The sequence below is a fragment of the Bradyrhizobium sp. SBR1B genome (genome assembly GCF_014198205.1).
Lineage (GTDB): Bacteria > Pseudomonadota > Alphaproteobacteria > Rhizobiales > Xanthobacteraceae > Bradyrhizobium.
Genome location: NZ_JACIHC010000006.1, coordinates 22,044 through 46,051, shown reverse-complemented (window position 1 = coordinate 46,051; position 24,008 = coordinate 22,044). Strand labels below are relative to the sequence as shown.

The following is a 24,008-nucleotide window of genomic DNA, read 5'->3' as shown; positions in this document are numbered from 1 at the left end:
GTTGCCGGACTCTTGCTGGTCCGTCGCCGCTCTAGCTTAAGCGGCTCTTGCGTTGCTCGCGGCCTGCTTCAGGCCGAAATCATAGTTGAGATGGAAATACTCGCTGTCCACCATGCGACCATCAGGCGCACGGCCGGCCGGATGTCTCGCGAATTCACGGATCAGGCTGTCCTTGACGCCGAACACCACGTCCGAATCGAGATACTGGTCGCCGGCGACGAACACGTGTGTCACGAGCTGCTCAAAGCCGGGCGCGGAAATCATGAAATGCACATGCGCTGGCCGCCAGGGATGACGGCCCTGCGCCTCCAGCATCTCGCCGACCGGCCCGTCATGCGGAATGGGGTAGGCGGCCGGCTTGATCGACCAGAAATGAAATCTGCCGTTGGCGTCGGTGTGGAAGCGCGCGCGCATCGCGAGATCGCCGATAGCGTCGAGCTGCTGCACGTCGTAATAGCCGTCATCGTCGGAGTGCCAGACGTCGACGACGGCCCCTGCGAGCGGCTTTCCGTCGACGGTCGAGACCGAGCCGGTGACCAGCATCGGATCGCCCTCCATCGGACCGGAGATATCCGCGCCGCTGTCCTTCTCCGGTGCGGCCTGGACGAAGAACGGGCCGAGCACCGTTGTCTCGGTCGCGCCCTCCGGCACCGGGTGGTTGATCGCATCGACCAGCATGGAGACGCCGAGCGTGTCCGACAGCAGGATGAACTCCTGGCGCTTGTCGTCGCACATGTGGCCGGTGCGGGTCAGGAAGTCGATGCCGAACTCCCATTCTTTCTGGGTCGGACGGATCTCGCGGACGAAGGCATGAAGGTGTCGCACCAGCGCTTCGCTGACCTGCTTGATGCGCGGATCGGTTGCGTCCTTGATCCGCTCCAGCACCGCGTCGGTGATCGTGTTCTCGTTGAAATTGCGCATATGTGCCTTCCGCCGATCAGAGTTTGGGCTCGCCGAGCCCGGACAGCCGTTCGAGGTGCTTGACGGTCGCGATGAAGTCGGTGTCGCCGTCGCCTTGCGCGACCAGCGAGCCGTAGGTCTCGCGCACTTGCGCCGCGAGCTGCAACGGCACGCCGACGGCATGGCCGGCCCCCAGGATCAGGTCGAGATCCTTGGCCATCTGCTTGCAGGAGAAGGTCGACTCGAAATCGCGGGTGCGCAGCGGTGCGGTCTTGTATTTCACCATCGGCGAGGCAACCGCGCTGTCGTCGAGCACCTTCAAGATGTCCTGCCAGGCGATGCCGCCCTTGCGCGCCAGCGCCAGGCTCTCCGCCATCATCGCCGCCGATACCGCGATCATCAGATTGACCGAGAGTTTCGCGTAACGGGCTTCCTCGGCCGGCCCGAGATAGGTCTGCGCGCGGGTGAAGGCGGCGAACAGCGGCTTTGCGTTTTCGAAGGCGTCTTTCGGCCCCGAGACGAAGCAGGTCAGCGCGCCCGTATGAACGATGCTGGCGTTGCCGGAGACCGGTGAACGAAGATAGGCAATGCCGCGGGCCTGCGCCGCGGCCGCAACTTCAGTGGAAGCCTCGACGCTCACAGTGCTGGTTTCGATCAAACTGGCGCCCGGCGCCATGGCGGCGATAATGCCGGTGGTGCCGAGCAGGGCGCCGCGCAACGCGACGTCGTCGGGCAGGGAGGTGACGACAGCCGCCTTGCCGCTCACGGCCTCGGCCGGCGATGCGGCAATCGCAATGCCTTGCGTGCGTGCCTCGTTGATCCGCGCCGCGCTCTGGTCGAACGCGGTGACGGCATAACCGGCCTTGGTGACGAGCGCCGACATCGGCAGGCCCATCTTGCCGATCCCGATGAAAGCGATGTTTTTCGAGGTGTCTGTCATTGTTGTTGTCCGTTGGCGCCTCAGGCGGCGCGTCCCTGTCGTTCGATGTCCTGCACCAGCCGCCGGCCGGATTGCGCCAGCAGCTCTTTCTTCGTCTCCAACCCCTCAGCCAGCAGTCGGCCGTTCCGCTTCTTCCAGGCGCCGCCGATCATGACGGCCTCGATATTGGCGAGGCTCGTCTGCATCATCACGGTCGCAACGGCATCGTGCACCGGGACGAGGTTGAGATCGGAGGCGTTGATGATGACGAGGTCGGCAAGTTTCCCGGGTGTCAGCGAGCCGATCTGATCTTCGCGGCCGAGCATGCGGGCGCCTTCCGTCGTGATCCAGCGCAGCGCCTCGCGCACGGGAATCGTGGTCGTTGCGGGGATGGTGCCGCTGGTCTTGCGGGACTCCGCATTGTCGAGCGATCGCTGCATCGAGAGCGCAATGCGCGCGGCGGAGAACAGGTCGCCGGCCAGGATTGATTCGAGGTCAATGCCGATGGTCGGTCGCACGCCACGCCTGAGCAACCGTCCGGTGATCGGAAAGCCATGGCCCTGGATCATCTCGTTCTCGGGCGTCACCGAGAAGGAGACGCCGAGATCGACGAGACGATCGAGCAGATCGTCGGGCAGATCGTTGCCATGGACGATGTTGATGCCGGTGCCGACGAGGCCGGCTTCGATCAGCTTCTCCCAACCGCCGGGTGTCTTGGCCGGACCGCCGCCCTGATGCATCGATGCAATCAGCTTGAGCTCGCGCGCCATGCGGAAGTCATGCATGGCGACCTCGAGCGTCGAATAATGCGGGCCGAGGATCGCAAGCCCGAGCGTGACGAGGCCGTCGCGGTCGGCGAGGGGACCGGCCAGCAGCCGCTCGACCTCGCGGCGCGGATGCGGCACTTCCGAGAAATGCGGCTCGCCGGGCTTTGGTTCCGGTTTTGGCGAGCCATGGAAGAAGGCGGCGCGAATACCGCTCTTGATCAGGCCGCGCACGGCGGCGTCGGTATGATCAGGCGTCGGATTGTTGTGGCACCAGTCGACCAGCGTGGTGGTGCCGCAATTGATCTGGTTCAACGCGCCCACGAGGGTTGCGATGTAAATGTCGTCGGGCCGGAACACGGTCGCAAGGCCCGCATGCATGCGGCGGAAATATTCCAGCAGCGTCCAGTTCGCGGCATAGCCGCGCAGGCCGGTCTGCCAAGTGTGCATATGCGCGTTGATCAGGCCGGGGATGACGATGCGCCCTGCGCCGTCGATGACCTCGGTGTCGGCCGCAACGTCGATCGATGGCCGCACCTCGACGATGCGGTTGCCCTCGACCAGCACGTCGCCGTTGCCGAGGTCGCCGATCGCGTCATCCATGCTGATGACGGTCGCGGATCTGATCAAGGTGCGCTGCATCGTCAAGCCGCCGCCTTGATTGGGGCCGGCGGCTCGCCAGCCCAGGCGCGCGCGATCAGGTCGCGGATGGCGCCGCGCTCGAGCGGGCGCGGATTCCAGTAGGCGTTGGTGACGGCAAGATCCGCCGCCTTGTCGATGCCGCCCTCGGGCATCCCGATATCGCGCAGTGCCGTCTTCGCACCCAACCGCTTCGCAAGCTCGAAAAGTCCCTGCGATGCATCGGCAGCGCCGATTGCGCGCGAGACGCGTGCCATCGCGTCGGGCACGGCTGGCGCGTTGTAGGCGAGCGCATGCGGCAGCACGATGGTGTGTGTCTCGGCATGCGGCAGGTCGAAGGTTCCACCGAGCGTGTGGCAGAGCTTGTGATGCAGCGCCATGCCGACGGTGCCAAGACAGACGCCGCATAGCCATGCACCATAAAGTGCTTCGGTGCGGGCCTCGCGGTCGTCGCCCTTGGCCGCGATGGCAGGCAGGGCGCGGGCCAGTGCGCGGATGCCTTCTTCCGCCATCAGCGAGGTCACGGGATTGGCATCCCGCGCATAGAGGGCCTCAACGGCATGGGCGATCGCGTTGATGCCCGATGTCGCGGCCAGGCTCGCCGGCAGCGTCAAGGTGAGATCGACATCGTAGATCACGGTCTCCGGCAGGATTGCCGCATCGCGCACCGTGGTTTTCAGGCCGTTCTCGGTCTGGCCGACGATCGGCGTCATCTCGGAGCCTGCATAGGTGGTGGGAATGCAGAGCTGGTTGATTCCGGTGCGCAAGGCCAGCGCCTTGCCGAGGCCGGTGGTTGAGCCGCCGCCGAGCGAGACGACGCAATCGGCCTCGCACGCCTTCATCGCCGCCAGCGCACGCTCCGTAACCTCAACAGGCGTGTGCATGGTGGCGCCGGAAAACAGTCCGGCATAGAGCGAGCCGAGCGCCGCCCCCAGGCTCTTGCCCTGCGCCTCCTGCTGCGGCGTCGTCAGCACCAGCGCACGCTTGCCGCCGAGCCGCTCGACCTCGGCCTTCGCGGAGCCAAGCGTTCCGCTGCCGAACACGACGCGGCAGGGCAGGTTTTCAAAGGTGAACGAACCGATCATGCGCCGGTCTCTTTGATGGGATAATCGACCTGGAAGCGCCCGATCCGCAAGTCGCCAAGCGCCTCGCGCACGCGCAGATGTTCCGGATGGTTGGCATAGGCCGAGAGCGCGGCCTGGTCGGTGAATTCGGAGAACAGCACCACGTCGCAGGCGTAGTCGACGGCGCTGACATCCATGCCGACTTCGATATGGGTGAGACCGTCGATCCGGCCCTTGAGGCCCTCGAACAGGGTCTTGACCTTGACCCGGGCGGCGGAGCGCTCCTCGGGGCTTTCCCCGCGCAGCCGCCACATCACGATGTGCCTGATCGGGCCCGACATTTCCTGATTTCCTCGCCTGCCATTGTGCTTTGTTGGCGCTATTTTGCCTTGCAGAAATCGGAAATAAAGGCCAAAATTTGTAAGTCTCTTTTCCTATTTTCGCAAAAATGGACCGGCTGCTCCAACTCGAAGTCTTCTCCAAAACCGCCGAGCTCGGCAGCCTGTCCAAGGCCGCCGAAATCCTGCGGATGTCGAACGCGGCCGCCAGCCGCCACCTCAGCGCGCTGGAGGAACGACTCGCAGTCCGGCTGATCGAGCGCAACACGCGCCGCCTATGGCTGACGGAGGCAGGGCAGGAGCTCCTGCAGCGGTGCGGCACATTGTTGAACGAGCTCGCCGAAGCCGAGGATGCCGTCTCCGACCGCGCGCTGTCGCCGAAGGGCATGCTGCGCGTGACGAGCTCGCTGTCCTTTGCGATGATCTATCTCGCGCCGATGCTGCCCGCCTTCCGCGCGCTCTATCCTGATCTGAGCGTGCAGATCATCAGCGCAAACCGCTACCTGGACTTCATCGAGGCCGGCATTGACGTCGCGATCCGCACGCGCGAGCACGAGCCGGACTCCAACATCATCGTCCGCCGTATCGGCCAGATGCACCGCGTGCTCGCGGCGGCCCCGTCATATCTGGAGAAGCACGGCCGGCCGGAGCACCCTGCCGATCTCGCCCGCCACAACATGCTGATCTACAATCTCGCCAACGATCCCTATTCGCTGCGGCTCAGCCAGGGCAGCACGACGCAGACGGTGCGGATCGCGCCGACGCTCGACAGCAATGATGGCCAGATCATCTGCGGTGCGGCACGCGCGGGGCTCGGCATCCTGATCCAGCCACTTTACATCGTGCAGAGCGATATCGCGGCCGGCCGGCTCGTGCCTGTCCTGATGGGCTGGGAGCTGCCGCTGCTCACCATGAACATCGCCTATCAAAACCGCGTCCGGCTGCCCGCCAAGATCAGGGTGTTTTCCGACTTCCTGGTCAGCCACATCCGCGAGCATTCGGAGCCGGGGATCTGGATCGACGCGGCGAAGTGAGCGGAAGCATCCATGTATCTCGGCATCGATCTCGGCACCTCCGCAGTCAAGACCATTCTCGTCGACGGTGCCCAGCGCGTGATTGCAAGCGAGAGCCGGCCGCTGACGATCACCTCTCCGCAATCAGGCTATTCCGAGCAGGATCCCGCGCAATGGATCGAGGCGACCTTCGCCACGCTCGATGCCCTGAAGGTATCGCATGGAAGAGAACTCGCGGCGGTCGAGGGCATCGGGCTGTCCGGACAAATGCATGGCGCCATGCTGCTCGATGCGAGCTTGAGACCGCTGCGGCCTTGTATCCTCTGGAACGACGGACGCGCCGCCGCCGAGTGTCGCGTCCTGGAGCAGCGCTGGCCCGCCTTGCGTGCAGTGACGGGCAACAAGGCGATGCCGGGATTCACCGCGCCAAAACTGCTCTGGATCGCGAGGCACGAACCTGAAGTCTTTGCAGCGACGAAGTTGGTGCTGCTGCCAAAGGCCTACCTGCGCCTGGTGCTATCAGGCGAAGCCATCGAGGACGTCTCGGATGCGTCGGGATCCCTGTGGCTCGACGCCGCGCGCCGCGACTGGTCGGACGCAGCGCTCGCCGCGACTGGACTGTCGCGCGATCACATGCCGCGTCTGGTCGAGGGATGCGCGCCTGCAACGACGCTGCGCAGCGAGCTCGCGGAACGCTGGGGTATGACCCGGCAGCCGGTGATCGCGGGCGGCGCCGGCGACAATCCGGCCGGCGCCGTCGGCATCGGCGCGATCGAGCCGGGAACCGCATTCATCTCGCTGGGAACCTCGGGTGCCTTGCTGGCCCCGACCAACAGGATAGCCGCCAACCCCGACCGCGTCGTGCACACGTTCTGCCACGCCATTCCCGGCATGTGGATTCAAGCCGGCGCGATCCTGTCGGCTGCCTCCTGCCTTGCCTGGGCCGCGCGCGTGTTCGGCGTTACCGAGGCTGAATTGCTGGCACCGCTCGGATCGCGCCCGCGGGCACCTTCGCCCGTGAGCTTCCTCCCGTATCTCGCGGGTGAGCGGACGCCGCACGACGATTCCGTCGTGCGCGGCATGCTCGATGGCTTGAGCCATGGCACCGATCGCGGGATGATCGTGCAGGCGGTGCTCGAGGGCGTTGCGTTTGCGCTCGCCGATTGCCGCGACGCACTCGCCGATGCTGGCATTGTGATTGCGGAAGCCGATGCCATTGGCGGTGGTTCACGGTCCGGCTTCTGGCTCTCGGTGTTGGCGAACGTGCTGAACGTTCCGATCCACCGCTTCGCCGGAGGTGAGACCGGCGCCGCGTTCGGTGCGGCGAGATTGGGGCGACTTGCTGTCACGGGTGAGGCAATCGAAACCGTGTGCACGCGGCCGCAACGCATCGAGACGTTCGAACCTGACGCTGGGCTGACGGATGCTTATGCCGAGCGGCTTCCCGCGTGGCGCGAACTGTATCGGCCGCGCCACTAGCATCGCCTCGATGCTACATTCCGGCCTGTTCGGTATTGCCCTGTGCCGCGGCCTTTTGTTTAATGCGCAAGCCGCGCTGACAGAATGATTGAGACGCGGGTGGGAAACGCATTGTGCGCCGGGAGGCACGATGAACGATCCGATCCTCGAGATGCGTGGGGTCTCAAAATCCTTCTTCGGCATCAAGGCGCTGCGTGCCGTCGATCTCACCGTCTATGCCGGCGAAATTCATGCGTTGATGGGTGAGAACGGCGCCGGCAAGTCGACGCTGATGAAGATCCTGTCCGGCGCCTACAGACCCGATCCCGGCGGCGAGATCCGCATCGAAGGACATCCGGTACGGATCGAAGGCCCGCTCGGCGGCCGCGCGGCGGGCATCTCCATCATCTATCAGGAGCTGTCGCTCGCGCCCAATCTCAGTGTTGCCGAGAATATCTATCTGGGACGGGAGATATCGCGGACAGGCTTGCTGGCGCGCGGTGCCATGCGCGAGGCCGTCGGTCCGATCCTGAAACGGCTCGGCGCTGACTTCCAGCCGTCGACGCTGGTGGCGCATCTGTCCATGGGACAACGGCAGCTGGTCGAGATCGCGCGGGCGCTGCATGCGAGATCAAAGATCCTGATCATGGACGAGCCGACCACCTCCTTGTCGGCCGCCGAAAGCGAGCGGCTGTTCGCGCTGATCCGCCAGCTCAGGGCGGAGGGGCTCGCCATCATCTACATCTCGCATCGCATGGACGAGGTCTACGCGCTCGGCGACCGCGTCACCGTGCTGCGCGACGGCCGGCTGGTCGGCTCGCTCGACAAGGCCGAGATCCGTGCCGACACCATCGTGCGGCTGATGGTCGGGCGCGACGTCTCATCGTTCTACAAGAAGGACCATGATCCGGAGGCAGGACGCGGCCATCCCGTGCTCGCCGCGATCGACATGGCCGATGGCCTGCGCGTCAAGGGCTGCTCGGTCACCGTGCACGCTGGCGAGGTGGTGGGCCTCGCCGGCCTGATCGGCGCCGGCCGCACCGAGCTTGCGCATCTCATCATCGGCGCGGCGCACAAGACGTCGGGACGTCTCGAGCTGGAGGGGCGTCCGGTCGAGATCCGTACACCGGGTGAGGCGCTCGAGGCCGGCATCGCCTACCTGACCGAGGACCGGAAGGCGCTCGGCTTGTTCCTGGACATGTCGTGTCTGGACAACATCAACCTCGCGGTGCTTGGCCGCGATGCGAAGCTCGGCTGGTTCCTGGATCGTGACAAGGCACGCGAGCGCGCCGATCGAGCATTTGCAGGGCTCAGCATTCGCGCCGCCAATGTCGGCGTCCCCGCCGGTGGCCTGTCCGGCGGCAATCAGCAGAAGCTGCTGCTGTCGCGGCTTCTTGCCATTGCGCCAAAGGTGCTGATCCTCGACGAGCCGACGCGCGGCGTCGACGTCGGCGCCAAGTCCGAGATCTATTCGATCATCGACAATCTCGCCAAGGCCGGCACCGCCATCCTCGTCATCTCGTCCGATCTGCCGGAGATTATCGGCATCTGCGACCGCGTCGTCGTGATGCGAGCCGGGCACATCGCCGGCGAGGTCAGGCGTGAAGCGGCGGTCGCGCTGAACCAGGAAGACATCATGGCGCTTGCGACGGGGATGGAGCATCTCGATGCCTGACAATGGTGCTTCGCAGGCCAAGCCGGCATCGACGACGACCAACGGTGCTGCCGCAGAGTCAAAGCGCCAGCGGGTGAGGGTGCTGATCAGCGCGCTCGGCATGCTGCCGGTGCTGCTGATCCTGTGCGGCGGTTTCCATTTCCTGTCCGAGGGCCGCTTCTTCACCGGACAAAATCTCGGGATTGTGTTGCAGCAGGCAGCGGTGAACACCGTGCTCGCCGCGGGCATGACCTTCGTCATCCTCACCGGCGGCATCGACCTTTCGGTCGGCTCGATCCTGGCGGCTTCCGCGATGGCCGGGTTGACGCTCTCCAAGATGCCGGAGCTCGGGATGCTGTGGCTGCCGGCCGCGCTGCTCACCGGCCTTGGCTTCGGCGTCGTCAACGGCGCGTTGATCGCGCTGCTCCGATTGCCGCCCTTCATCGTCACGCTCGGTTCGCTCACCGCCGTGCGCGGCCTGGCGCGACTGCTCGGCGCCGACACCACGGTGTTCAATCCCTCGATTCCCTACGCCTTCATCGGCAACGGCTCGCTGACACTCATTCCCGGCGTCGTCTCGATCCCATGGCTCTCGGTGATCGCCCTGCTCGTTATTCTCGTCTCGTGGCTGGTGCTGCGCCGGACCGTGCTCGGCGTGCACATCTACGCGGTTGGCGGCAATGAAAGCGCGGCGCGGTTAGCCGGCATCAAGGTCTGGGCCGTGCTGATCTTCGTCTACGGCGTCTCCGGGCTTTTCGCCGGGCTCGGCGGCGCCATGCAGGCGGCGCGGCTCTACGCCGCCAACGGCCTGCAGCTCGGCCAGTCCTACGAGCTCGACGCCATCACCGCCGTGATCCTCGGCGGCACCTCATTCGTCGGCGGCATCGGCTCGATCTGGGGTACGCTGGTCGGCGCGCTGATCATCGCGGTGCTGTCGAACGGCCTGATCCTCGTCGGCGTCTCCGACATCTGGCAATACGTGATCAAAGGCCTCGTGATCATCGGCGCCGTCGCGCTCGACCGCTACCGGCTGCAGGGCTCCGCCAGAACGTGAAAGGTTCCGGTGCGGCTACTGGTCTGCCGTGCCTGACATGAAGACAGACCAGGGAGGAAGCCAATGTTGAAGACGATCACGCTCGCCGGCGCCGCGACGGCACTTGCCCTAAGCACCGCGCCGTCCTTCGCCAAGGAGCTCAAGTCGATCGGCGTCTCGCTGGGGTCGATGGGCAATCCGTTCTTCGTCGCGCTGTCGAAGGGCGCCGAGTTCGAGGCGAAGAAGACCAATCCCAATGTGAAGATCACGACCGTCGGCTTCGAATACGACCTCGGCAAGCAGGTCACCCAGATCGACAATTTCATTGCCGCCGGCGTCGACCTGATCCTGCTCAATCCGGGCGATCCCAAGGCGATCGGGCCGGCGATCAAGAAGGCGCAGGCGGCGGGCATCGTCGTCGTCGCGGTCGACACCGCGGCCGAAGGCGCCGATGCCACCGTGACCACGAACAACGTGCAGGCCGGCGAGATCTCCTGCCAGTACATCGTCGACAAATTGGGCGGCAAGGGCGATGTCATCATCGAGAACGGGCCGCAGGTCTCGGCGGTGATCGACCGCGTCGTCGGCTGCAAGAACGTCTTCTCGAAGAACGCCGGCATCAAGGTGTTGTCCAACGACCAGGACGGCAAAGGCTCGCGCGAAGGCGGCCTCACCGTCGCGCAGGGTTATCTGACCCGCTTCCCCAAGATCGACGCCATCTTCGCCATCAACGATCCGCAGGCGATCGGCACCGACCTTGCGGCGCGCCAGCAAAACCGCAGCGGCATCGTCATCACCGCGGTCGACGGCGCGCCCGATATCGAGGCCGCGTTGAAAGATCCGCAGTCGCCGCAGATCCAGGCCTCGGCTTCGCAGGATCCGTTCTTCATGGCACGGCGGGCCGTGCAGGTGGGTGTCGGCATCCTCAACGGCCAGAAACCGGCCTCGACCGTTGAGCTGCTGCCGTCCAAGCTCGTGACCCGGGACAACGTCGCCGAGTATAAGGGCTGGACCTCGGATCGTTCGCAGTAAGATGCGGTCCCGTGCCGGGAGCGATTGAAACGGGGATGACGGGCGGCGTTTGAAACCACGCTGCCCGTCATGCCAAAGCCGATGCACGTGCCGATCTGCTGTACGAGCGGGCGGGCTGCCTCTTGTGTTAGCCTCGCGCAACCTCGACCGGTCGAATCGGAAGCAGATCTCGTGAAATCCAGGACATCCGGCACCGCGTGGCGGCATGCCAATATCGGCCGCCTGCTCAACAACGCGGTTCGCCGCTTCGAAGGCCGCGTCTTCGAATTGATGGGCGAGCGGGGACACGACGAGACGCGCATTGCCCATGTCAGCCTCACCCGCAATCTCGACGTGGAGGGGACGCGGCTCACCGAGCTCGCCCGCCGTGCATCCATGAGCAAGCAGGCGATGGGCGAGCTGGTCGATCAATGCGCCGAGCTCGGCCTGGTCGATCGCATCGCCGATCCGACCGACCGGCGCGCCCGCATCGTCATGTTCACGCCGGCCGGGCGCAAATGGCTCGACGCGTTCCGCGATGCGGTCGACATCGCCGAGCAGGAGATGCGCGTCGAGCTCGGCAAATCCGCCATGGACGCGATCCTGAAAGGGCTGACGGTCTACGGGGCGAAGTTCGACACGCTCGACGATATCGATTAGTCAGGTAACTTGACGATATCGTCAGGCAGCCTTACCATGCGAGATAATGCTGGTGGGGAGAAGCCTATTGGAAACACGTCTGACGGCCTCGGTGCTCATCGTGGGCGGGGGGCCATGCGGGCTGATGCTGGCCAACGAGCTCGGCCGGCGCGGCGTGTCCGCGATCTTGGTCGACGAGAAGCCGGGCACCGCATTCAATCCGCAAGCCAACGCAACGCAGGCGCGCTCGATGGAGCATTATCGGCGGCTGGGTTTTGCCGACGAGATCAGGCGCGAGGGCCTGCCCGCGGACTACCCGACCGACGTTGCGTATTTCACCCGCTATACCGGTTACGAGCTGGCGCGCTTTGCATTGCCGTCATCGTCCCGCGCGAGCGAGCTGATCAAGGGCATGTCGGGCTCCTGGAGCGCAGCGGAGCTGCCGCATCGCGTCTCGCAAAAATATGTCGAGGCGGTGCTGCGCGGCCATGCCGAGCGGCTTCCCGGTATGCAGCTCAACTATGGCCACCGGCTCGTCGGTTACACCGAAAACGATGACGGCATCGTCGGCGAGATCGAATGTCTCGATGATGGCAGGCGCTTTCAGGTCCGGGCCGACTTCTTGGTCGGCGCCGACGGACCCCGCTCGGCGGTTCGCCAATCGCTCGGCATCGTCTATGGCGGCGAGACCGGGACGCAGCGCGATTTCATGGGCGGCCGCATGCTGGCTGTGTATCTCCGCGCGCCGGAGTTCTACGCCAGCATCCCGCACGCCAAGGCGTGGATGTACAATTGCTTCAATGGTGACCGCCGGGCCTTCATGGCCTCGGTGAACGGACGCGACGAATTCGCGTTTCACACCCAGCTGCGGCCGGGTGAAGATGAGAGTGCGATCACGGTCAACGAGGCCAAGGCCGCGTTCCAGCGCGCCTGCGGCGCGCCGATCGAATGCGAGGTGCTGTCGTTCGTGACCTGGACCGCAGGTCACGCGCTGGTCGCGAACGGCATGCAGCGGGGCAGGGTGTTCCTCGGCGGCGACGCGGCACATCTGTTCACGCCGACCGGCGGGCTCGGCTACAACACTGCGATCGAGGACGCGGTCAACCTCGGCTGGAAGCTGGCAAGCGTCGTCAAGGGCGTAAGCCCGGTATCGCTGCTCGACAGCTACGAGGTCGAGCGGCGTCCGGTGGCGCTCCGCAACACCGATTATGCCCGGCGCTTCGCGGACTCCCTTGGTCTGTTCGCGCCCGCGCCTGACATCGAGGACGCCACGGACGAAGGCAACGAAGCGCGGCGGACGGCAGGCGTCTATCTCGAGCAGCACGCTCGTGCCGAATTCAACATCCCCGGTGTTACCTTCGGTGGGCGTTACGACGGTTCGCCAATCATCGTCTCCGACGGCAGCCGGCCGCCGCCTGATGCTGCGAACGTCTACATTCCCAGCGCCTGTCCTGGCGGACGCGCACCGCATGCGTGGCTGGAGGACGGCGTGTCCTTGTACGATTTATTCGGATTCGAATGGACGTTGCTCCAGTTCGGCGAGGCCGCGCCGGCGCCCGCTGCGGTCGCCGACGGCGTCCGCGCGCTCGGGGCGGATGTGAAGCTCGTCAAGCTGCCGGGATCCTTGCGCGAACTCTATGACGCCGACCTTGCTTTGATACGCCCCGACCAGATCGTGGCCTGGCGTGGCAGCGCGTCACAGGTCGGAACGATCGGGCATGTCCTCGCCCGCGCGCTTGGGCACGGCGCAAGCGACGGCGCGCCGGCGGCTTCAGCCGGCGGTGTATGAACTGGTGCGCGGAGACTGAACGGCGGACGGAAGTTTGCTCGCGAAGGCGCGGGTCTTGGGTTGGACACGCGATCCGTCGATCACCTCGAGCCGGCCACAGCGGTTCAGGGTGTGCAGCTTTCTGCCGGGCCACACCGGTCCGGGCTTGAGGGAATGGCGGACGATCTGCTTGAAGGCCGTCGGCGACAGCTCGATGACTTCCGCCAGCGCGAGCGCCGCACCGTATCCGTCGGCACAGTTCTGGACCGGGCGCCACAATTGGTCATTGATGGTCACGAAATTCCCCGCCGGCCGCGTGCTTGCACGGTCGATCAGGACCGGATTGCTGGCGTGCGGCAACCAGGGTCCCAGGAGGTGCTCGGCGTAATAGATCGCCAGCGAGTCCGAATAACCGCCGGTGCCATCGCGCCAGGCGCCGAACAGATAATGCAGGCCGTTGTGCCGCGTGATCGTGACGTCGGCGAGCTCAAGGCCTGACAGCAGCGTCGCGTGTCGCTCCCATTTGTCCGGGAAGCGAACGCATTTATAGAGGGCAACGTCGCCGTGGATCGAGCTCTCCGGGATCATCCACAAATCGCCGCCGTCTTCGATCAGAAAGGGATAGGAGAGGTGCCAGGGCTCCTCGAGCACGGGCACGACCTCGCCGGTCGGCCCATTGTCACCGAACTCGATCGCCGAAATGATGCCCTTTCCAACCCGGTGATCGAGGTCTTCGAAGAAGACGAATGTTCGGCCATGCCACGTGACGGGAATGGGATCGGCGTAGAAGTGATTGCCGGGATCGGGAAGAATGTTCCAGCCTGGTCCAGACAGGTCGCCCGTCTGCCAGACGCCTGCGCCGTCGTTGAAACGCCACCCGATATGCCAATGCGGGGCGTAGCAGCAGAGGCGATAGATCTCCTTGGCGATCGACACGGCAAGGCCGCGCGCGACATAGCCGGCGGGACCCCGCCGCGAGCCATCTCCGGCGGGACGCGCCAGTTGCGGCACAATCCGCGGCCGTCCCGACAGGATCGCCGACACCATAGTCAGCGTTCGCGCCATGACGGTTTCGAGTGCGCCGCTGAGGCCTGCGGCGATTTCGCCGGAAGGATGGCCGCGATCGACGACCGAGCCGTCGACTTCGTTGACGATGTCGATCACCGGCAGGTCGCCGGCCAGGATGGCGGCGAGCGCGGCGTTTTCGCCTGCAACTCCATTGAACAGCGGACGGAGATACAGCCGGGCCGAGCCGTTCGGATTGCGCGCGCCGCCGGTGAAATCGACGATCACGTCGGCCGTCCCGGTGGGCGCCTGCGTCCGTTCCGCAACAATGTTCAGCCTGTTGGCGCCGCTGTGTTTGCCCTTGTGCAACACCAGGCGTTCGAGCTCGAACAGGGCGTCGAGGCCTGTGGGACGCGGCTCTGCAGTCGCCGTCCACGCGATTTGAACCGGAACGTCCCGGCCGTCGATCGACAGTGTCTGGCGATCCATCCACCGCCGCGCGTAGTCGCGTTCACAGCGAAACTCGATGATCATGTCGAGCCCATCTATTCCAACGTATCAGGTCAAGTGACCTGGCCGAGAATTCGAACGTATTCCTCCACCATGGCATCTACCGAATAGCGCAGCCGCAGGCCTTTGGCGTTTTGTCGCAGTTGGTCGCTCAAATGTTGGTCCGTCAACAGCCCGGAGACGGCTGCAGAGAGCTTCGCTTGATCGGAGGCATCGACGAAGAGCGCAGTCGGTCTTCCTTCGTAGGACAACACTTCGCGCAAGACGGGAAGATCGTTGACGACGGAGGGAACACCGGCGTTCGCAGCTTCGACCGCGGCCAGACCGAAGGTCTCGGCCTGTGTCGGGAATACGAACACGTCGAGGCAGGCGAGAAACTCCGCCATCCGGCTGGGCGGGATTTCCCCCAGCAAATGCAGCCTGTCTGACACCTTCAATTCACTCGCGAGCAGCTTCAGCCGGGCCTCGTCGGCTCCCTGGCCGGCAAGCGCGAGGTGCCAGGACGGTTGATCCGGCAGCAGACGTATCGCCAGGTCGAGACGCTTGTGCGGATGCAGCCTCGCTGCGCAGCCGAGCAATATACGATCCGGCGGCAGGCTGAATTTTTGTCGTGCGGCTTCCTTCGACAGGATCAGGGCCTTGTCATCGAAGCCGTGCGGGACATGCACCATGCGCGACCGGTAGGCCGCGGGGTAGCGCGAATATTCGCGCTCCATGTCTTGCGAATTGAGCGTGATGCGATCGAAGAAGCCGAGGCTGCCCATGGCGATGTCGGCGGTGCGGACCGGCCAGCTCATCGACAATGCGGATGACACCTGATTGGCGATGACAGGTGCGCGGCTGACGAGGCGCGTCACGCCGCCGCCGATGACGTTGCCGAAATGCTGGAAGGTCAGGACGGCGTCGGGCCTGATGGTGCTGATATGGCGGCCGAGCGCCCACAGCATCCGCAGCAGTGCCACCGGATTGCCGGGTCGGCTCGGTGCGCAATAGAGCGTATCGGGCGGCTCGTCGAAGGAATCCGATTTGCGGAAGAAAAATAGATTGGTGACGCGGTAGCCACGCGCGGTCAGCCCGGCGCCGAGAAGCCTGGAGATCTCCTGCGCACCGGCGTTCTCGGCTTGGGTCTGCGCGAGAAGCACGTGCAGCTTTCGTCCGCCGCCGTTCGACCGCGCGGGTGCCGTCGCGGTCGTCTCGCCCAATTCCTTGTTCGGCTGATAGTGGAGCACCGATCCCGACCCGCTAAAGAAACGAAATCTTCACCTTCTTAACTCCGTACCTATCATGCGGGCATCGCGCGGACACCGACTAGCAACAAACGGAGTTAATGCCAGGCCTGGCCGCCGACATCGCTCCCGCAGGCATTTCACGGGTTCCAGGATGCTGCGCAGCGAGCGCGTTAACCAATCGATCCCGAGCGCTACCAGCGCGTGATCGCGAACTGCCGGGGGAGGGCGTGATTGAGGCCTAGTCGCTGGAGTCGGCGCCGCGCACTGCATAATTGCCGCGCTTCAAGGCGGAGAAGCGCAGCAGCACGAGGATCGAAGGATCCACCCCTGTTCGGCGGCGGCAGAGGACGTTCAGGGCAATGGTCGCGAGCGCCAGCGATACGGTCGCCGAAATCGCGGCGCCAAGCACACCGAGCCAGGGAATGAGGATGAGAAATCCCACGAGCCGCAGCGCGACATTGGCGGCAACGACGGGGACGTAGATTCGTTCATGGCCGGTCAGTTGCAGGATCGCAGCAGACGGGCCGCCTGCGGCCTGGATGGCCGTCCCGATTGCGAGCACGATCAAGACCGAGTGCTGCGCGGTGAAATGAGGTCCGAACAGGTTGAGGAGATAGGGGCCGCCGATCCAGATCGTTGCCAGCCCGGCGATCACGCATAGCGCGGTCACCTCCGCCATCAGCTGCAAGGTTCGCTCGAACTCCCGGTGGTTCTTGCTGAAATACAGCGAGGGAAGCCGGCGGGCTCCGAACGTGTATAGCGCTGCCGACAGCATGGCGAAGATGTTGGCAAGGCGCGATGCGGCAAAGTAGATACCGGCAGTCACCGGATCCAGCATCCAGTACACCAGAATGACGTCGAAATACTGGTTTGCAGCTTCAAGGATGGATGCAAGCCAGAAGTGCAGGGCGCTCGAGCGCCAGCGGGACGTTTCGGAGCGCGCCGGAGTACCGCGCAAATCCGGCAGCACGCGCGCGATCGAAACGATTTGCGCAACCAGGCCCACCGATATGGCAAGTGTCATCACCGCCATCAACTCGGCGGGATCGAGTTGCCGATGACCGAGCAGCATGGCGAGCAGAAACAGGACGACGATGACTCGCCAGAAGAACTCGCGATTTCCTTCGCCCGTGAGAATGCTGACCAGGGAGCGTGCGATCTGGCTGCCAAGCATCACTCCGGCAGTCGCGGCCGTATAGGCCGACACCGCAAGTATGAGCAGCCACCCGTCGCCTCTCATGTCCGCCGCGATGGCGATCCCGATGATCACAATCAGCATTGCGACCGAGGTAATCTTGAAGCTCGACAGGAGAACACCTTTGGTGAGGTCCGGCCTGTCGCCGACCTGATACTCGTTCAGGAACCGCACCAGCAACGATTCCTGGCCGACCAGTCCCACGACGGCGGCGATCTGGGCAACCGAAAGCCAGGTCGCAAAGATACCGAAGCCGTCGGGCGACATCGTTCGCGCCGCCAGCGAAAACAACGCAAACGCGAGCGCGCCGCTACCAACCTTGAGCAGGATGGTACCGACGACACCGCGCGTGACATCGCGCCGCATGAGCTGGAGGATGGATTTAATCATGGAAGTTTAAGGAGCTGCTCTCCCCTGAAAAACATGTTCCGATATCGGTGACAACCTAGCATGCCGAAAAACAGCGAGTGTTAATGCGGGCGTCCAGGATCTCGCCCGCGGCTCGATACCGCGATGATGCCGGTTGCTCCACTGTGGAACATCGCCTTCCCCGTTGTCCCAAATAGAGCAGCGCCGAGCTCAGGCCGACTGACGGCATAGTGCCGCATCGACGGCCGATAAAGGCGAGATCAGGCGCTTGAATGCGGAATGGCTCGCCGGGATCGGCCGCAGAACTGCCGGAAGCCGGAATTTACCGAGAATCCCGAGCAAGAGGCGTGCCGGTTATCGTCTGGGTAGCCCGGCTCTCTGCTTCATTAACCTCGATACCGAGAAATGATCGCGTTTGGTCCTGCGATGCGACATCAGGCCGGAGAATTGCACGTGCGGCTTTGGTTGACCGTGGGAGCCTGGATCATGACGGCGGATAGAACTGTGACCGAGCCGATCGGCGCAGCTGGCACTTCGACGATCGTTGCGGACATCGCGATCGTCGGTGGTGGCCTTGCGGGATCGCTTGCGGCGGCCGTGCTGGCGCGGGCAGGGCATCGCATCGTCCTGATCGACAAGCGGGCAGTCTATCCGGACGAGTTCCGGGTCGAAAAGATCGGCGGCCATCAATTGGCGATGCTCCGCAAGCTGGGCTTCCTCGATGCGCTCGAAAATGTCGCTTGTCGATATGATCAGGTGCTCAATATCCGGGAAGGCAAGGTGGTCGATGTCAGCGTCGGCCAGGCCTACGGATTTCCCTATGCCGATCTCGTCGCCATGGCGCGCAGCCGGATCCCCGATCCATCCGATCTGATCGTCGACGAGGTCACCGCGATCAGCTGCAGCGACGACGTCCAGCATCTCGAGCTGGCCTCCGGACGGCGCGTGACTGCGCGCCTCGTCGTTCTGGCCACGGGCATGGCGGCGGCTCTCGGTTACAAACTCGGTATCAAGCGGCAGATTCTGGCCGAACGCCATTCGGTCTCGTTCGGCTTCACGATCGCCCGCCGCGATGGCGCGCCGTTCGATTTCGAGGCGCTGACCTGCTATGGCGAGCGCACCGCCGACGGCATCGACTATCTCAGCCTGTTTCCGGTGCGCGCCGGCATGCGGGCCAATCTTTTCATGTTCCGCGACCCGACCGATCCGATCATGCGCGAGCTGCGTCGTGAGCCGGAAGCGACAGTTCTGCGTCTGCTGCCGGGATTGCGGCCCTATCTCGGCGATTTCCGCGTCACTGACCGTGTCCAGAACTGGGTGATGGATCTGACCGTGGTCGAGGGACATCTCCAGCCCGGCATCGTGCTCATCGGCGATGCGTTCCAGACCAATTGTCCCGCCGCCGGCACGGGCGTCGCGCGCCTGCTGGTGGACGTCGATCGTCTGTGCACTGAATATGCTCCGAAGTGGCTCGCGACCCCAGGCATGGGCCTGGACAAGATCCCGCAGTTCTATTCCGACCGCGACAAGATTGCGGCGGACCAGCAGTCCCTGAAGATGGCGCGCTTCCGCCAGGCCCTGACATCCCGCAACGATATCGGCTGGGATGTCCGGCGCCGGTTGCACTTCCTGCGGCGCAGCCTGGCGCACCGCGTCGATCAAATGCATCCCGGCTGGCTCGGGCGAGTTCGCGGGGCGTTGCGCGCCTGAGCTCCGTAGCCCTTCGCCTGCCGTTTTTCAGCGCGTGGGCGTTGGAGTGCGGGCGGGCAGGAGCCGCAAATCCGACAGCCGCTTGGCCGCCAGTTTGAGCCAGGGAGCCTGCTTCAGCGCGAACAGGGCGACGGCACCTGCGGTGCTGCCGGCTTTCGTGATCGCCCACATCGGCGAGGGCTGTCCGCCGAACAGTTTCTTGTATGGCTCGTCACCAATGGTGAAATCGAGCATCTGATCGCCGCGCTCGATACAATCCCGCGCGACCTGCTCGAACATCAGCGCGCCGAGCGACTGGCTCTTGTACCCGGCAATGTCGAAGGCGCTCATGATGATGAGGAAACTGCCCTGATGGCAGAGGCCGAGCACGGCGGCGATCACTTCGCCGTCCATCTTCATGGCATAGAGACGCACAAAGGAGCCGAGACCACGAAGGGCCACGTCGGAATAGAAGCCGAAATATTCGGGACGCTGGAGCAGATCTCCGTCGCCTTGCGCCTGAAAGCGCGGACCGCGAAACTTCCTCATCACATCCAGCGCTTCGAGCACGGAGGCGCTGTCATTGCAGCATGAGAAGCTCAGTGCGCCTTTTTTCTGGAGCTGACGATATTTCTTTGCAAGCTCCTTCTGATAGGAGCGATCGATCGCGCTGGCCCGCCATTGCTCGAACGGCGCGACGAGCACCGTCGCGTAGGCATTGGTGTCCATCGATACGCGGCGGGACGTAGCCAGGAGGTTCTCGATCGGAAGCCGCCCGTCGGGCAGCTTGGTCATCCGGAGCAGATCGAAAGGACGAACGAGGCGCCGGATCTCCGCGCATGCTTCGGCGTCGTCGAGCAGTTGTGAAAACAATTTCGGGCTGCAAACCGGCGCCAGATAATCGGAGACACGGAGGTCGGCGAACTCGACGGTTCGGATCGGACCGCGCCGGATCCGGAGCAAGGGCAGCACCATCGCAAGGGCGCCCGTCGCGCGGTGGCGGACCACGACGACCAGAGGTGTCGCACCCGCATCCGACGCGAGCCTGGTGTAGAGGCTGTGCAGCCAGATCGGATGCTGGAACGCAGTAGCAGCCGAGCGATCAAACAGCTCGGCATATTCCGGAGACAGAAAGTCGAACGCCTGCTCGATGACGATGTCGAACGTGTTGCTAAGCTTGTTCATGCGCAATCAGGGAAACCGGATAATTCGCGAAGTCGATCGAGCTACGCCTTATAGCAGGCCGTTACGGGCAAGACACCGGCGGCGTGCGATTTGCATTAACGCGCTCAACCACGTTCGTATCGTTACCAAATTCTTAAATTCCAGAGCCGTTTGGGCTTGGTCTCAGGATGAGATTGTGCAGAGGCGGCCTGATGCCAGACAAGGCTCCGGGCAGCTGAAGTTCACCCGCCCCAACGAAACCTCGTCGTTGACGCCGGTGGTGGTCGTGAATGTGCGCTTGCGCCAAGCGCGGCAGCGATCGTCCTGCACGGATTTCCAAGGTCCCTCATTCGTGTATGATGACCAGCTCAGTTCGGAATATGCGGAAGATGTCCCCCCTTTCACGGCGAGAGCTGTTCGATATGGCGGCGCGGATCACGGCGCTGGCCGCATGGCCCGGCTGCGCTGCCGCCGACGATTATCCCTCCCGTCCCATCAAGCTGGTCATTCCCTATACGGCTGGCGCCGCTGGTGATCAGATCGGACGTCCCTGGGCGGACAGGATGGGCTCGCTGCTGGGGCCGATCTATGTCGAGAATATCGGCGGCGCCGGTGGTGCGATTGGATCCGCCGCGGTGGCGCAGAGCGCCCCCGATGGCTATTCGATTTTGCTCGGTAATGGCAGCACGCAGGTGATGATTCCGTTATCGTCGCCGCAACCCGCCTACGACACGGTTCGTGATTTCCGCGCCATCTATCGCCTGATTACCAGCACGCTCGCATTCGCGGTTCATCCCTCCTTGCCGGTGAAAGATCTGCAGGAACTGATAGCCTTTGCGAAGGCTCATCCGGGCAAGCTCTCCTACGGCACTCCAGGCGTCGGCACCGGCAATCATCTCGTCGGGGAAATGTTCAGGCTGCAATCCGGCCTCGCAGCGGACGTCGTCCACGTCCCCTATCGGGGCATGAGCCCCGCTACCAACGACCTGGTCAGCAACCAGATCTCTGCCGTCATTGCCGTGGTATCGAGTCAGATCCTGCAGTTGCACCTTGCGGGCAAGCTGCGGCTGATCGCCGTGACGAGCGAACAGCGGTTGAGCGGCGCGCCGGAGATTCCGACGGTGGCTGAATCCGGCATGCCGGGCCTCAACTACGCCGGCTGGTTTGGCTTGTTCGCTCCAAGAGCGACCCCGGATACGATCGTGGAGCGGATCGCAGCGGCGACCCGCACGGCGATGGCCGATCCTCAGTTGCAGGAAAGCTATCGCTCACAAGGTCTGGAGCCGGACATCGATTCGGGTCCCGACAAGTTTCAGCGCCTGGTCGAGGACGAACTGGTCCGCCTGGCTCCCATCGTCAGGTCGACCGGGCTCAAGCGCGATTGAGATCGCGCCAGGCCTGCGTGTGAAGCCGGAACCAATGCCGACGGAAGCCGTCGCTGAGCGAGAGCTCTTCGGGATGTTCTGCCGGTGGCGGTCAGTGCCATCGGGTCTGCCCGCTGCATCAAACTGCCAGCCTTACCGCGCTCGTTCGATATGAGCCCGGATCGCCTGTCGCTCGGCATCGATCCAGCCATGCTGGCGCGCCTTGGCTACCATCTCCGCATAGCGCCGATCCCAGCTTGCGTCATCGGGGCGGCCCGCCAGCGTAGGGACCAGATCGATCGAGACGAGCGCATCACGATCGTCGAGAAGCGTGATCCCTTTCCAGCCCTGCGTTTCGGAATTCGCGTCGGCATGCAGCGCCAGCTTGAAGTTGCGGAAGTCGAACGGCTCGGTGAGCCGGACAATTCCGCCGTCGAAGCATTCGATGATCACGATGCCGCTCCAGTGTTCTGGCCCTCGGGCGACGATGCCGATTTGGTACCGCCGGAGCCGCCTATGCTTGAGGCAAGGCCCGCAGTGCGCCCTGAAAGTTGACGAGAGGATCGCCGTCCCCGCCGCGCGTCGCCACGATCCTGCCGATGAAGAGACCATGCGTGCCGACCATCTGGTGGTGGTGCAGCACGCATTCCAGGACGCCGATCGCCGGTTCGAGCAGCGGCACGTCAAGGACGCCTTGTGCCCATGGCGCCGTCGCGAAGCGGTCAATGCCCTTGGCGCCGCCGGCGAAACGCAGCGCCAGATCTTCCTGTCCGCTGCCGAGGAGGCTGATGCCAAAGCAGCCATTGGCGAGGATGGCGGCATGCGTTTCGGAGCTCGCATTGACGCCGACGAGCAGACAGGGCGGCTCCATGCACAGCGAGGTGACGGAGCTGACCGTCAGCCCGCGCCGTGCGGTCCCCGTTCCCGTCGCCACGATCGCGACGCCGCTCGCGAGGTTGCGCATGGCCAGGCGGAATTCGGCAGCTTCGACTGAGCGGACGTCGGTCATTTGAGTGATCTGGCATCCCATGACGTACCTCCGGGCTCGCCCTGGCGCCGCGCTATGCCGAAACCGTATCGCCCGCGATCATGCCGCGCCCGGCAGGGGCGGATTTCAGCTCTTTCCGGATCGCGGGGATGATCCTGCTGCCCCACAATTCGATCTGGCGCAGCATCGTGCGCTGATCGAAATCGCCGAGCTGGGTCTGAAGCGCGATATGGGACGGCTTGAGAATGCTGATCTCTTCCAGCATACGGTCGATCACCTGGTTGACGCTGCCGACGGGCAGGTTGCTGCGCATCGTTTCCAGGCTCATATCGTTCGGGCCGGCCTCTTCCTTGATCAGATAACCGTCGTCGCTCTGGGCGCGTCGGAATTTCAGGCTTTCGGAGAGCCGGCGCTGGAAGCGCGCATTGTCCAGATAGGACTGGATCTCACTGTCATTGTCGCTGGCATAGGCGCAGCGCAGGAAGCCGAAATGCGTGTCGTCGATGGAACGGCCTTCCTTAGCCGCGATCCCCTCGAGACGTTCGCGCAGCGCCTTGATGGCGTCGAGGCCGTTGAGCAGCGCAGTGACGAACAGATTGTGGTTGTCACGTATGGCGCGGCCGAGGGTCTCGCCATGGCCGGACGTGACCCAGATTGGCGGCATCGGTTTCTGCACGGTGCGCACGGCGATCGCGGTCGGCGGCATCTTCAGGTGCTCGCCGTCATAGGAGAAGATGCGTTCGCGCATGCCGGCCTCGAGCACGTCGTAGAACTCGGCGAACAGCGCGTGCGAATGATCGAGATCGACTCCGAAGCGATCGAACTCGAATTTCTGGTAGCCCGAGCCGATGCCGAGATCGAGGCGGCCGTTCGAGACGGTGTCGGCAAAGCCGATCTCGCCGAGCAGTCGCGCCGGATTGTACAGTGGCAGCACGCAGACCGCAGTGCCGAGGCGGATGCGCCTGGTCAGGCCGGCGCAATGCGCGACCATTATCAGCGGCGAGGGGCAGAGGCTGTAATTGTTGAAATGATGCTCGGCGTACCACGCCGTGTCGAAACCGGCGTGCTCGGCGGTAACCGTCTGCTCGACGGCGTTGTTGATGACCTGCTGCGAGCTTTGATGATAGCCGCGCTGCTGCGCCAGAATGAATACGCCGAATTCCATCGATTGCGTCCTCCACCGGATTGCTTCTCGGCCGCGCTTGCGGCCGCTCGTCGCTTTTGCGACGCGTTCTCAGCAAGCTAGGGGCTTGAGCTTTTTCGAACAATTGACGTAATCTGAGCATGTCCTTTGC

The 24,008-nt window shown here is 64.2% G+C and carries 21 protein-coding genes; 9 read left to right on the top strand and 12 right to left on the bottom strand.

The annotated features are described in order from the left end of the window. Positions 1-36: 36 nt before the first annotated feature. From GGD61_RS17540 to GGD61_RS17520, 5 genes are read right to left on the bottom strand one after another with little or no spacing between them, the layout of a single operon-like run. Positions 37-921, bottom strand: a complete 885-nt coding sequence (locus GGD61_RS17540; protein WP_092256096.1) for an intradiol ring-cleavage dioxygenase — start codon at positions 919-921, stop codon at positions 37-39. Between the two features lie 16 nt (positions 922-937). Then, positions 938-1,840: an NAD(P)-dependent oxidoreductase gene (locus GGD61_RS17535; protein ID WP_092256094.1), complete on the bottom strand. Its 903-nt coding sequence runs from the start codon at positions 1,838-1,840 to the stop codon at positions 938-940. Positions 1,841-1,860: 20 nt separating this feature from the next. Beyond that, the gene (locus GGD61_RS17530; protein WP_092256091.1) at positions 1,861-3,225 is read right to left on the bottom strand and encodes an amidohydrolase family protein; all 1,365 of its coding nucleotides are present in this window, start codon (positions 3,223-3,225) and stop codon (positions 1,861-1,863) included. 2 nt (positions 3,226-3,227) lie between these two features. Next, positions 3,228-4,307: a maleylacetate reductase gene (locus tag GGD61_RS17525; protein WP_183230938.1), complete on the bottom strand. Its 1,080-nt coding sequence runs from the start codon at positions 4,305-4,307 to the stop codon at positions 3,228-3,230. Continuing rightward, positions 4,304-4,627, bottom strand: a complete 324-nt coding sequence (locus tag GGD61_RS17520; RefSeq protein WP_038947956.1) for a Dabb family protein — start codon at positions 4,625-4,627, stop codon at positions 4,304-4,306. Before GGD61_RS17520 ends, GGD61_RS17525 begins: the two co-directional genes overlap by 4 nt. Positions 4,628-4,734: 107 nt before the next feature. On the opposite strand from GGD61_RS17520, the gene GGD61_RS17515 reads away from it, so the two are divergent. From GGD61_RS17515 to GGD61_RS17485, 7 genes are all read left to right on the top strand, one after another. Further along, positions 4,735-5,658, top strand: a complete 924-nt coding sequence (locus GGD61_RS17515; RefSeq protein WP_018316009.1) for a LysR family transcriptional regulator — start codon at positions 4,735-4,737, stop codon at positions 5,656-5,658. Between the two features lie 12 nt (positions 5,659-5,670). After that, complete coding sequence (xylB, locus tag GGD61_RS17510; RefSeq protein WP_092256085.1) at positions 5,671-7,116, top strand: xylulokinase; 1,446 nt, start codon at positions 5,671-5,673, stop codon at positions 7,114-7,116. 130 nt (positions 7,117-7,246) lie between these two features. Further along, positions 7,247-8,770 carry a sugar ABC transporter ATP-binding protein gene (locus tag GGD61_RS17505; RefSeq protein ID WP_092256082.1) on the top strand — a complete coding sequence of 508 codons (1,524 nt, stop codon included), beginning with the start codon at positions 7,247-7,249 and terminating at the stop codon, positions 8,768-8,770. Then, positions 8,763-9,803 carry an ABC transporter permease subunit gene (locus GGD61_RS17500; protein WP_018316012.1) on the top strand — a complete coding sequence of 347 codons (1,041 nt, stop codon included), beginning with the start codon at positions 8,763-8,765 and terminating at the stop codon, positions 9,801-9,803. The genes GGD61_RS17505 and GGD61_RS17500 overlap by 8 nt, the downstream gene beginning before the upstream one ends. 63 nt (positions 9,804-9,866) lie before the next feature. Continuing rightward, a complete protein-coding gene (locus GGD61_RS17495) occupies positions 9,867-10,814 on the top strand; it encodes an ABC transporter substrate-binding protein (protein ID WP_092256079.1) in 948 nt (315 codons plus the stop codon). A 171-nt stretch (positions 10,815-10,985) separates the two neighbouring features. Next, positions 10,986-11,453: a MarR family winged helix-turn-helix transcriptional regulator gene (locus GGD61_RS17490; RefSeq protein WP_092256076.1), complete on the top strand. Its 468-nt coding sequence runs from the start codon at positions 10,986-10,988 to the stop codon at positions 11,451-11,453. A gap of 46 nt (positions 11,454-11,499) precedes the next feature. After that, on the top strand, positions 11,500-13,221 hold the full coding sequence (locus GGD61_RS17485) for an FAD-dependent oxidoreductase (protein WP_092256073.1): 1,722 nt from the start codon (positions 11,500-11,502) through the stop codon (positions 13,219-13,221). Here the strand turns inward: GGD61_RS17485 and GGD61_RS17480 are convergent. From GGD61_RS17480 to GGD61_RS17470, 3 genes are all read right to left on the bottom strand, one after another. Continuing rightward, a complete protein-coding gene (locus GGD61_RS17480; RefSeq protein ID WP_092256070.1) occupies positions 13,204-14,739 on the bottom strand; it encodes a hypothetical protein in 1,536 nt (511 codons plus the stop codon). The genes GGD61_RS17485 and GGD61_RS17480 overlap by 18 nt on opposite strands. 29 nt (positions 14,740-14,768) lie before the next feature. After that, positions 14,769-15,944: a glycosyltransferase family 4 protein gene (locus GGD61_RS17475; RefSeq protein WP_092256067.1), complete on the bottom strand. Its 1,176-nt coding sequence runs from the start codon at positions 15,942-15,944 to the stop codon at positions 14,769-14,771. A 238-nt stretch (positions 15,945-16,182) separates the two neighbouring features. After that, the gene (locus GGD61_RS17470) at positions 16,183-17,529 is read right to left on the bottom strand and encodes a lipopolysaccharide biosynthesis protein (protein ID WP_026201580.1); all 1,347 of its coding nucleotides are present in this window, start codon (positions 17,527-17,529) and stop codon (positions 16,183-16,185) included. Positions 17,530-17,994: 465 nt separating this feature from the next. Here GGD61_RS17470 and GGD61_RS17465 point away from each other — a divergent pair, with 465 nt between their 5' ends. Further along, complete coding sequence (locus GGD61_RS17465; RefSeq protein WP_177237089.1) at positions 17,995-19,218, top strand: NAD(P)/FAD-dependent oxidoreductase; 1,224 nt, start codon at positions 17,995-17,997, stop codon at positions 19,216-19,218. A 27-nt stretch (positions 19,219-19,245) separates the two neighbouring features. On the opposite strand, the gene GGD61_RS17460 is transcribed toward GGD61_RS17465, so the two are convergent. Then, complete coding sequence (locus GGD61_RS17460) at positions 19,246-20,382, bottom strand: GNAT family N-acetyltransferase (protein ID WP_092256063.1); 1,137 nt, start codon at positions 20,380-20,382, stop codon at positions 19,246-19,248. Positions 20,383-20,750: 368 nt separating this feature from the next. On the opposite strand from GGD61_RS17460, the gene GGD61_RS17455 reads away from it, so the two are divergent. Continuing rightward, positions 20,751-21,746 carry a tripartite tricarboxylate transporter substrate binding protein gene (locus GGD61_RS17455; RefSeq protein ID WP_177237088.1) on the top strand — a complete coding sequence of 332 codons (996 nt, stop codon included), beginning with the start codon at positions 20,751-20,753 and terminating at the stop codon, positions 21,744-21,746. Positions 21,747-21,878: 132 nt separating this feature from the next. Here the strand turns inward: GGD61_RS17455 and GGD61_RS17450 are convergent, their stop codons facing one another. The 3 genes from GGD61_RS17450 to GGD61_RS17440 form a co-directional block, all read right to left on the bottom strand. After that, on the bottom strand, positions 21,879-22,178 hold the full coding sequence (locus GGD61_RS17450; RefSeq protein WP_018316021.1) for a hypothetical protein: 300 nt from the start codon (positions 22,176-22,178) through the stop codon (positions 21,879-21,881). 61 nt (positions 22,179-22,239) lie between these two features. Then, complete coding sequence (locus tag GGD61_RS17445; RefSeq protein ID WP_177237087.1) at positions 22,240-22,734, bottom strand: flavin reductase family protein; 495 nt, start codon at positions 22,732-22,734, stop codon at positions 22,240-22,242. Between the two features lie 52 nt (positions 22,735-22,786). After that, positions 22,787-23,878, bottom strand: coding sequence for an LLM class flavin-dependent oxidoreductase (locus tag GGD61_RS17440; RefSeq protein ID WP_092256053.1), 1,092 nt, complete (start codon positions 23,876-23,878; stop codon positions 22,787-22,789). Positions 23,879-24,008 lie beyond the last annotated feature (130 nt).

What these genes read in the sequence shown, in the direction of transcription:
- GGD61_RS17540 (WP_092256096.1), bottom strand. Translation starts at nt 921, where the DNA reads ATGCGCAATTTCAACGAGAACACGATCACCGACGCGGTGCTGGAGCGG.
- GGD61_RS17535 (WP_092256094.1), bottom strand. Translation starts at nt 1,840, where the DNA reads ATGACAGACACCTCGAAAAACATCGCTTTCATCGGGATCGGCAAGATG.
- GGD61_RS17530 (WP_092256091.1), bottom strand. Translation starts at nt 3,225, where the DNA reads ATGCAGCGCACCTTGATCAGATCCGCGACCGTCATCAGCATGGATGAC.
- GGD61_RS17525 (WP_183230938.1), bottom strand. Translation starts at nt 4,307, where the DNA reads ATGATCGGTTCGTTCACCTTTGAAAACCTGCCCTGCCGCGTCGTGTTC.
- GGD61_RS17520 (WP_038947956.1), bottom strand. Translation starts at nt 4,627, where the DNA reads ATGTCGGGCCCGATCAGGCACATCGTGATGTGGCGGCTGCGCGGGGAA.
- GGD61_RS17515 (WP_018316009.1), top strand. Translation starts at nt 4,735, where the DNA reads ATGGACCGGCTGCTCCAACTCGAAGTCTTCTCCAAAACCGCCGAGCTC.
- xylB (WP_092256085.1), top strand. Translation starts at nt 5,671, where the DNA reads ATGTATCTCGGCATCGATCTCGGCACCTCCGCAGTCAAGACCATTCTC.
- GGD61_RS17505 (WP_092256082.1), top strand. Translation starts at nt 7,247, where the DNA reads ATGAACGATCCGATCCTCGAGATGCGTGGGGTCTCAAAATCCTTCTTC.
- GGD61_RS17500 (WP_018316012.1), top strand. Translation starts at nt 8,763, where the DNA reads ATGCCTGACAATGGTGCTTCGCAGGCCAAGCCGGCATCGACGACGACC.
- GGD61_RS17495 (WP_092256079.1), top strand. Translation starts at nt 9,867, where the DNA reads ATGTTGAAGACGATCACGCTCGCCGGCGCCGCGACGGCACTTGCCCTA.
- GGD61_RS17485 (WP_092256073.1), top strand. Translation starts at nt 11,500, where the DNA reads ATGCTGGTGGGGAGAAGCCTATTGGAAACACGTCTGACGGCCTCGGTG.
- GGD61_RS17480 (WP_092256070.1), bottom strand. Translation starts at nt 14,739, where the DNA reads ATGATCATCGAGTTTCGCTGTGAACGCGACTACGCGCGGCGGTGGATG.
- GGD61_RS17470 (WP_026201580.1), bottom strand. Translation starts at nt 17,529, where the DNA reads ATGATTAAATCCATCCTCCAGCTCATGCGGCGCGATGTCACGCGCGGT.
- GGD61_RS17465 (WP_177237089.1), top strand. Translation starts at nt 17,995, where the DNA reads ATGACGGCGGATAGAACTGTGACCGAGCCGATCGGCGCAGCTGGCACT.
- GGD61_RS17460 (WP_092256063.1), bottom strand. Translation starts at nt 20,382, where the DNA reads ATGAACAAGCTTAGCAACACGTTCGACATCGTCATCGAGCAGGCGTTC.
- GGD61_RS17455 (WP_177237088.1), top strand. Translation starts at nt 20,751, where the DNA reads ATGTCCCCCCTTTCACGGCGAGAGCTGTTCGATATGGCGGCGCGGATC.
- GGD61_RS17445 (WP_177237087.1), bottom strand. Translation starts at nt 22,734, where the DNA reads ATGACCGACGTCCGCTCAGTCGAAGCTGCCGAATTCCGCCTGGCCATG.
- GGD61_RS17440 (WP_092256053.1), bottom strand. Translation starts at nt 23,878, where the DNA reads ATGGAATTCGGCGTATTCATTCTGGCGCAGCAGCGCGGCTATCATCAA.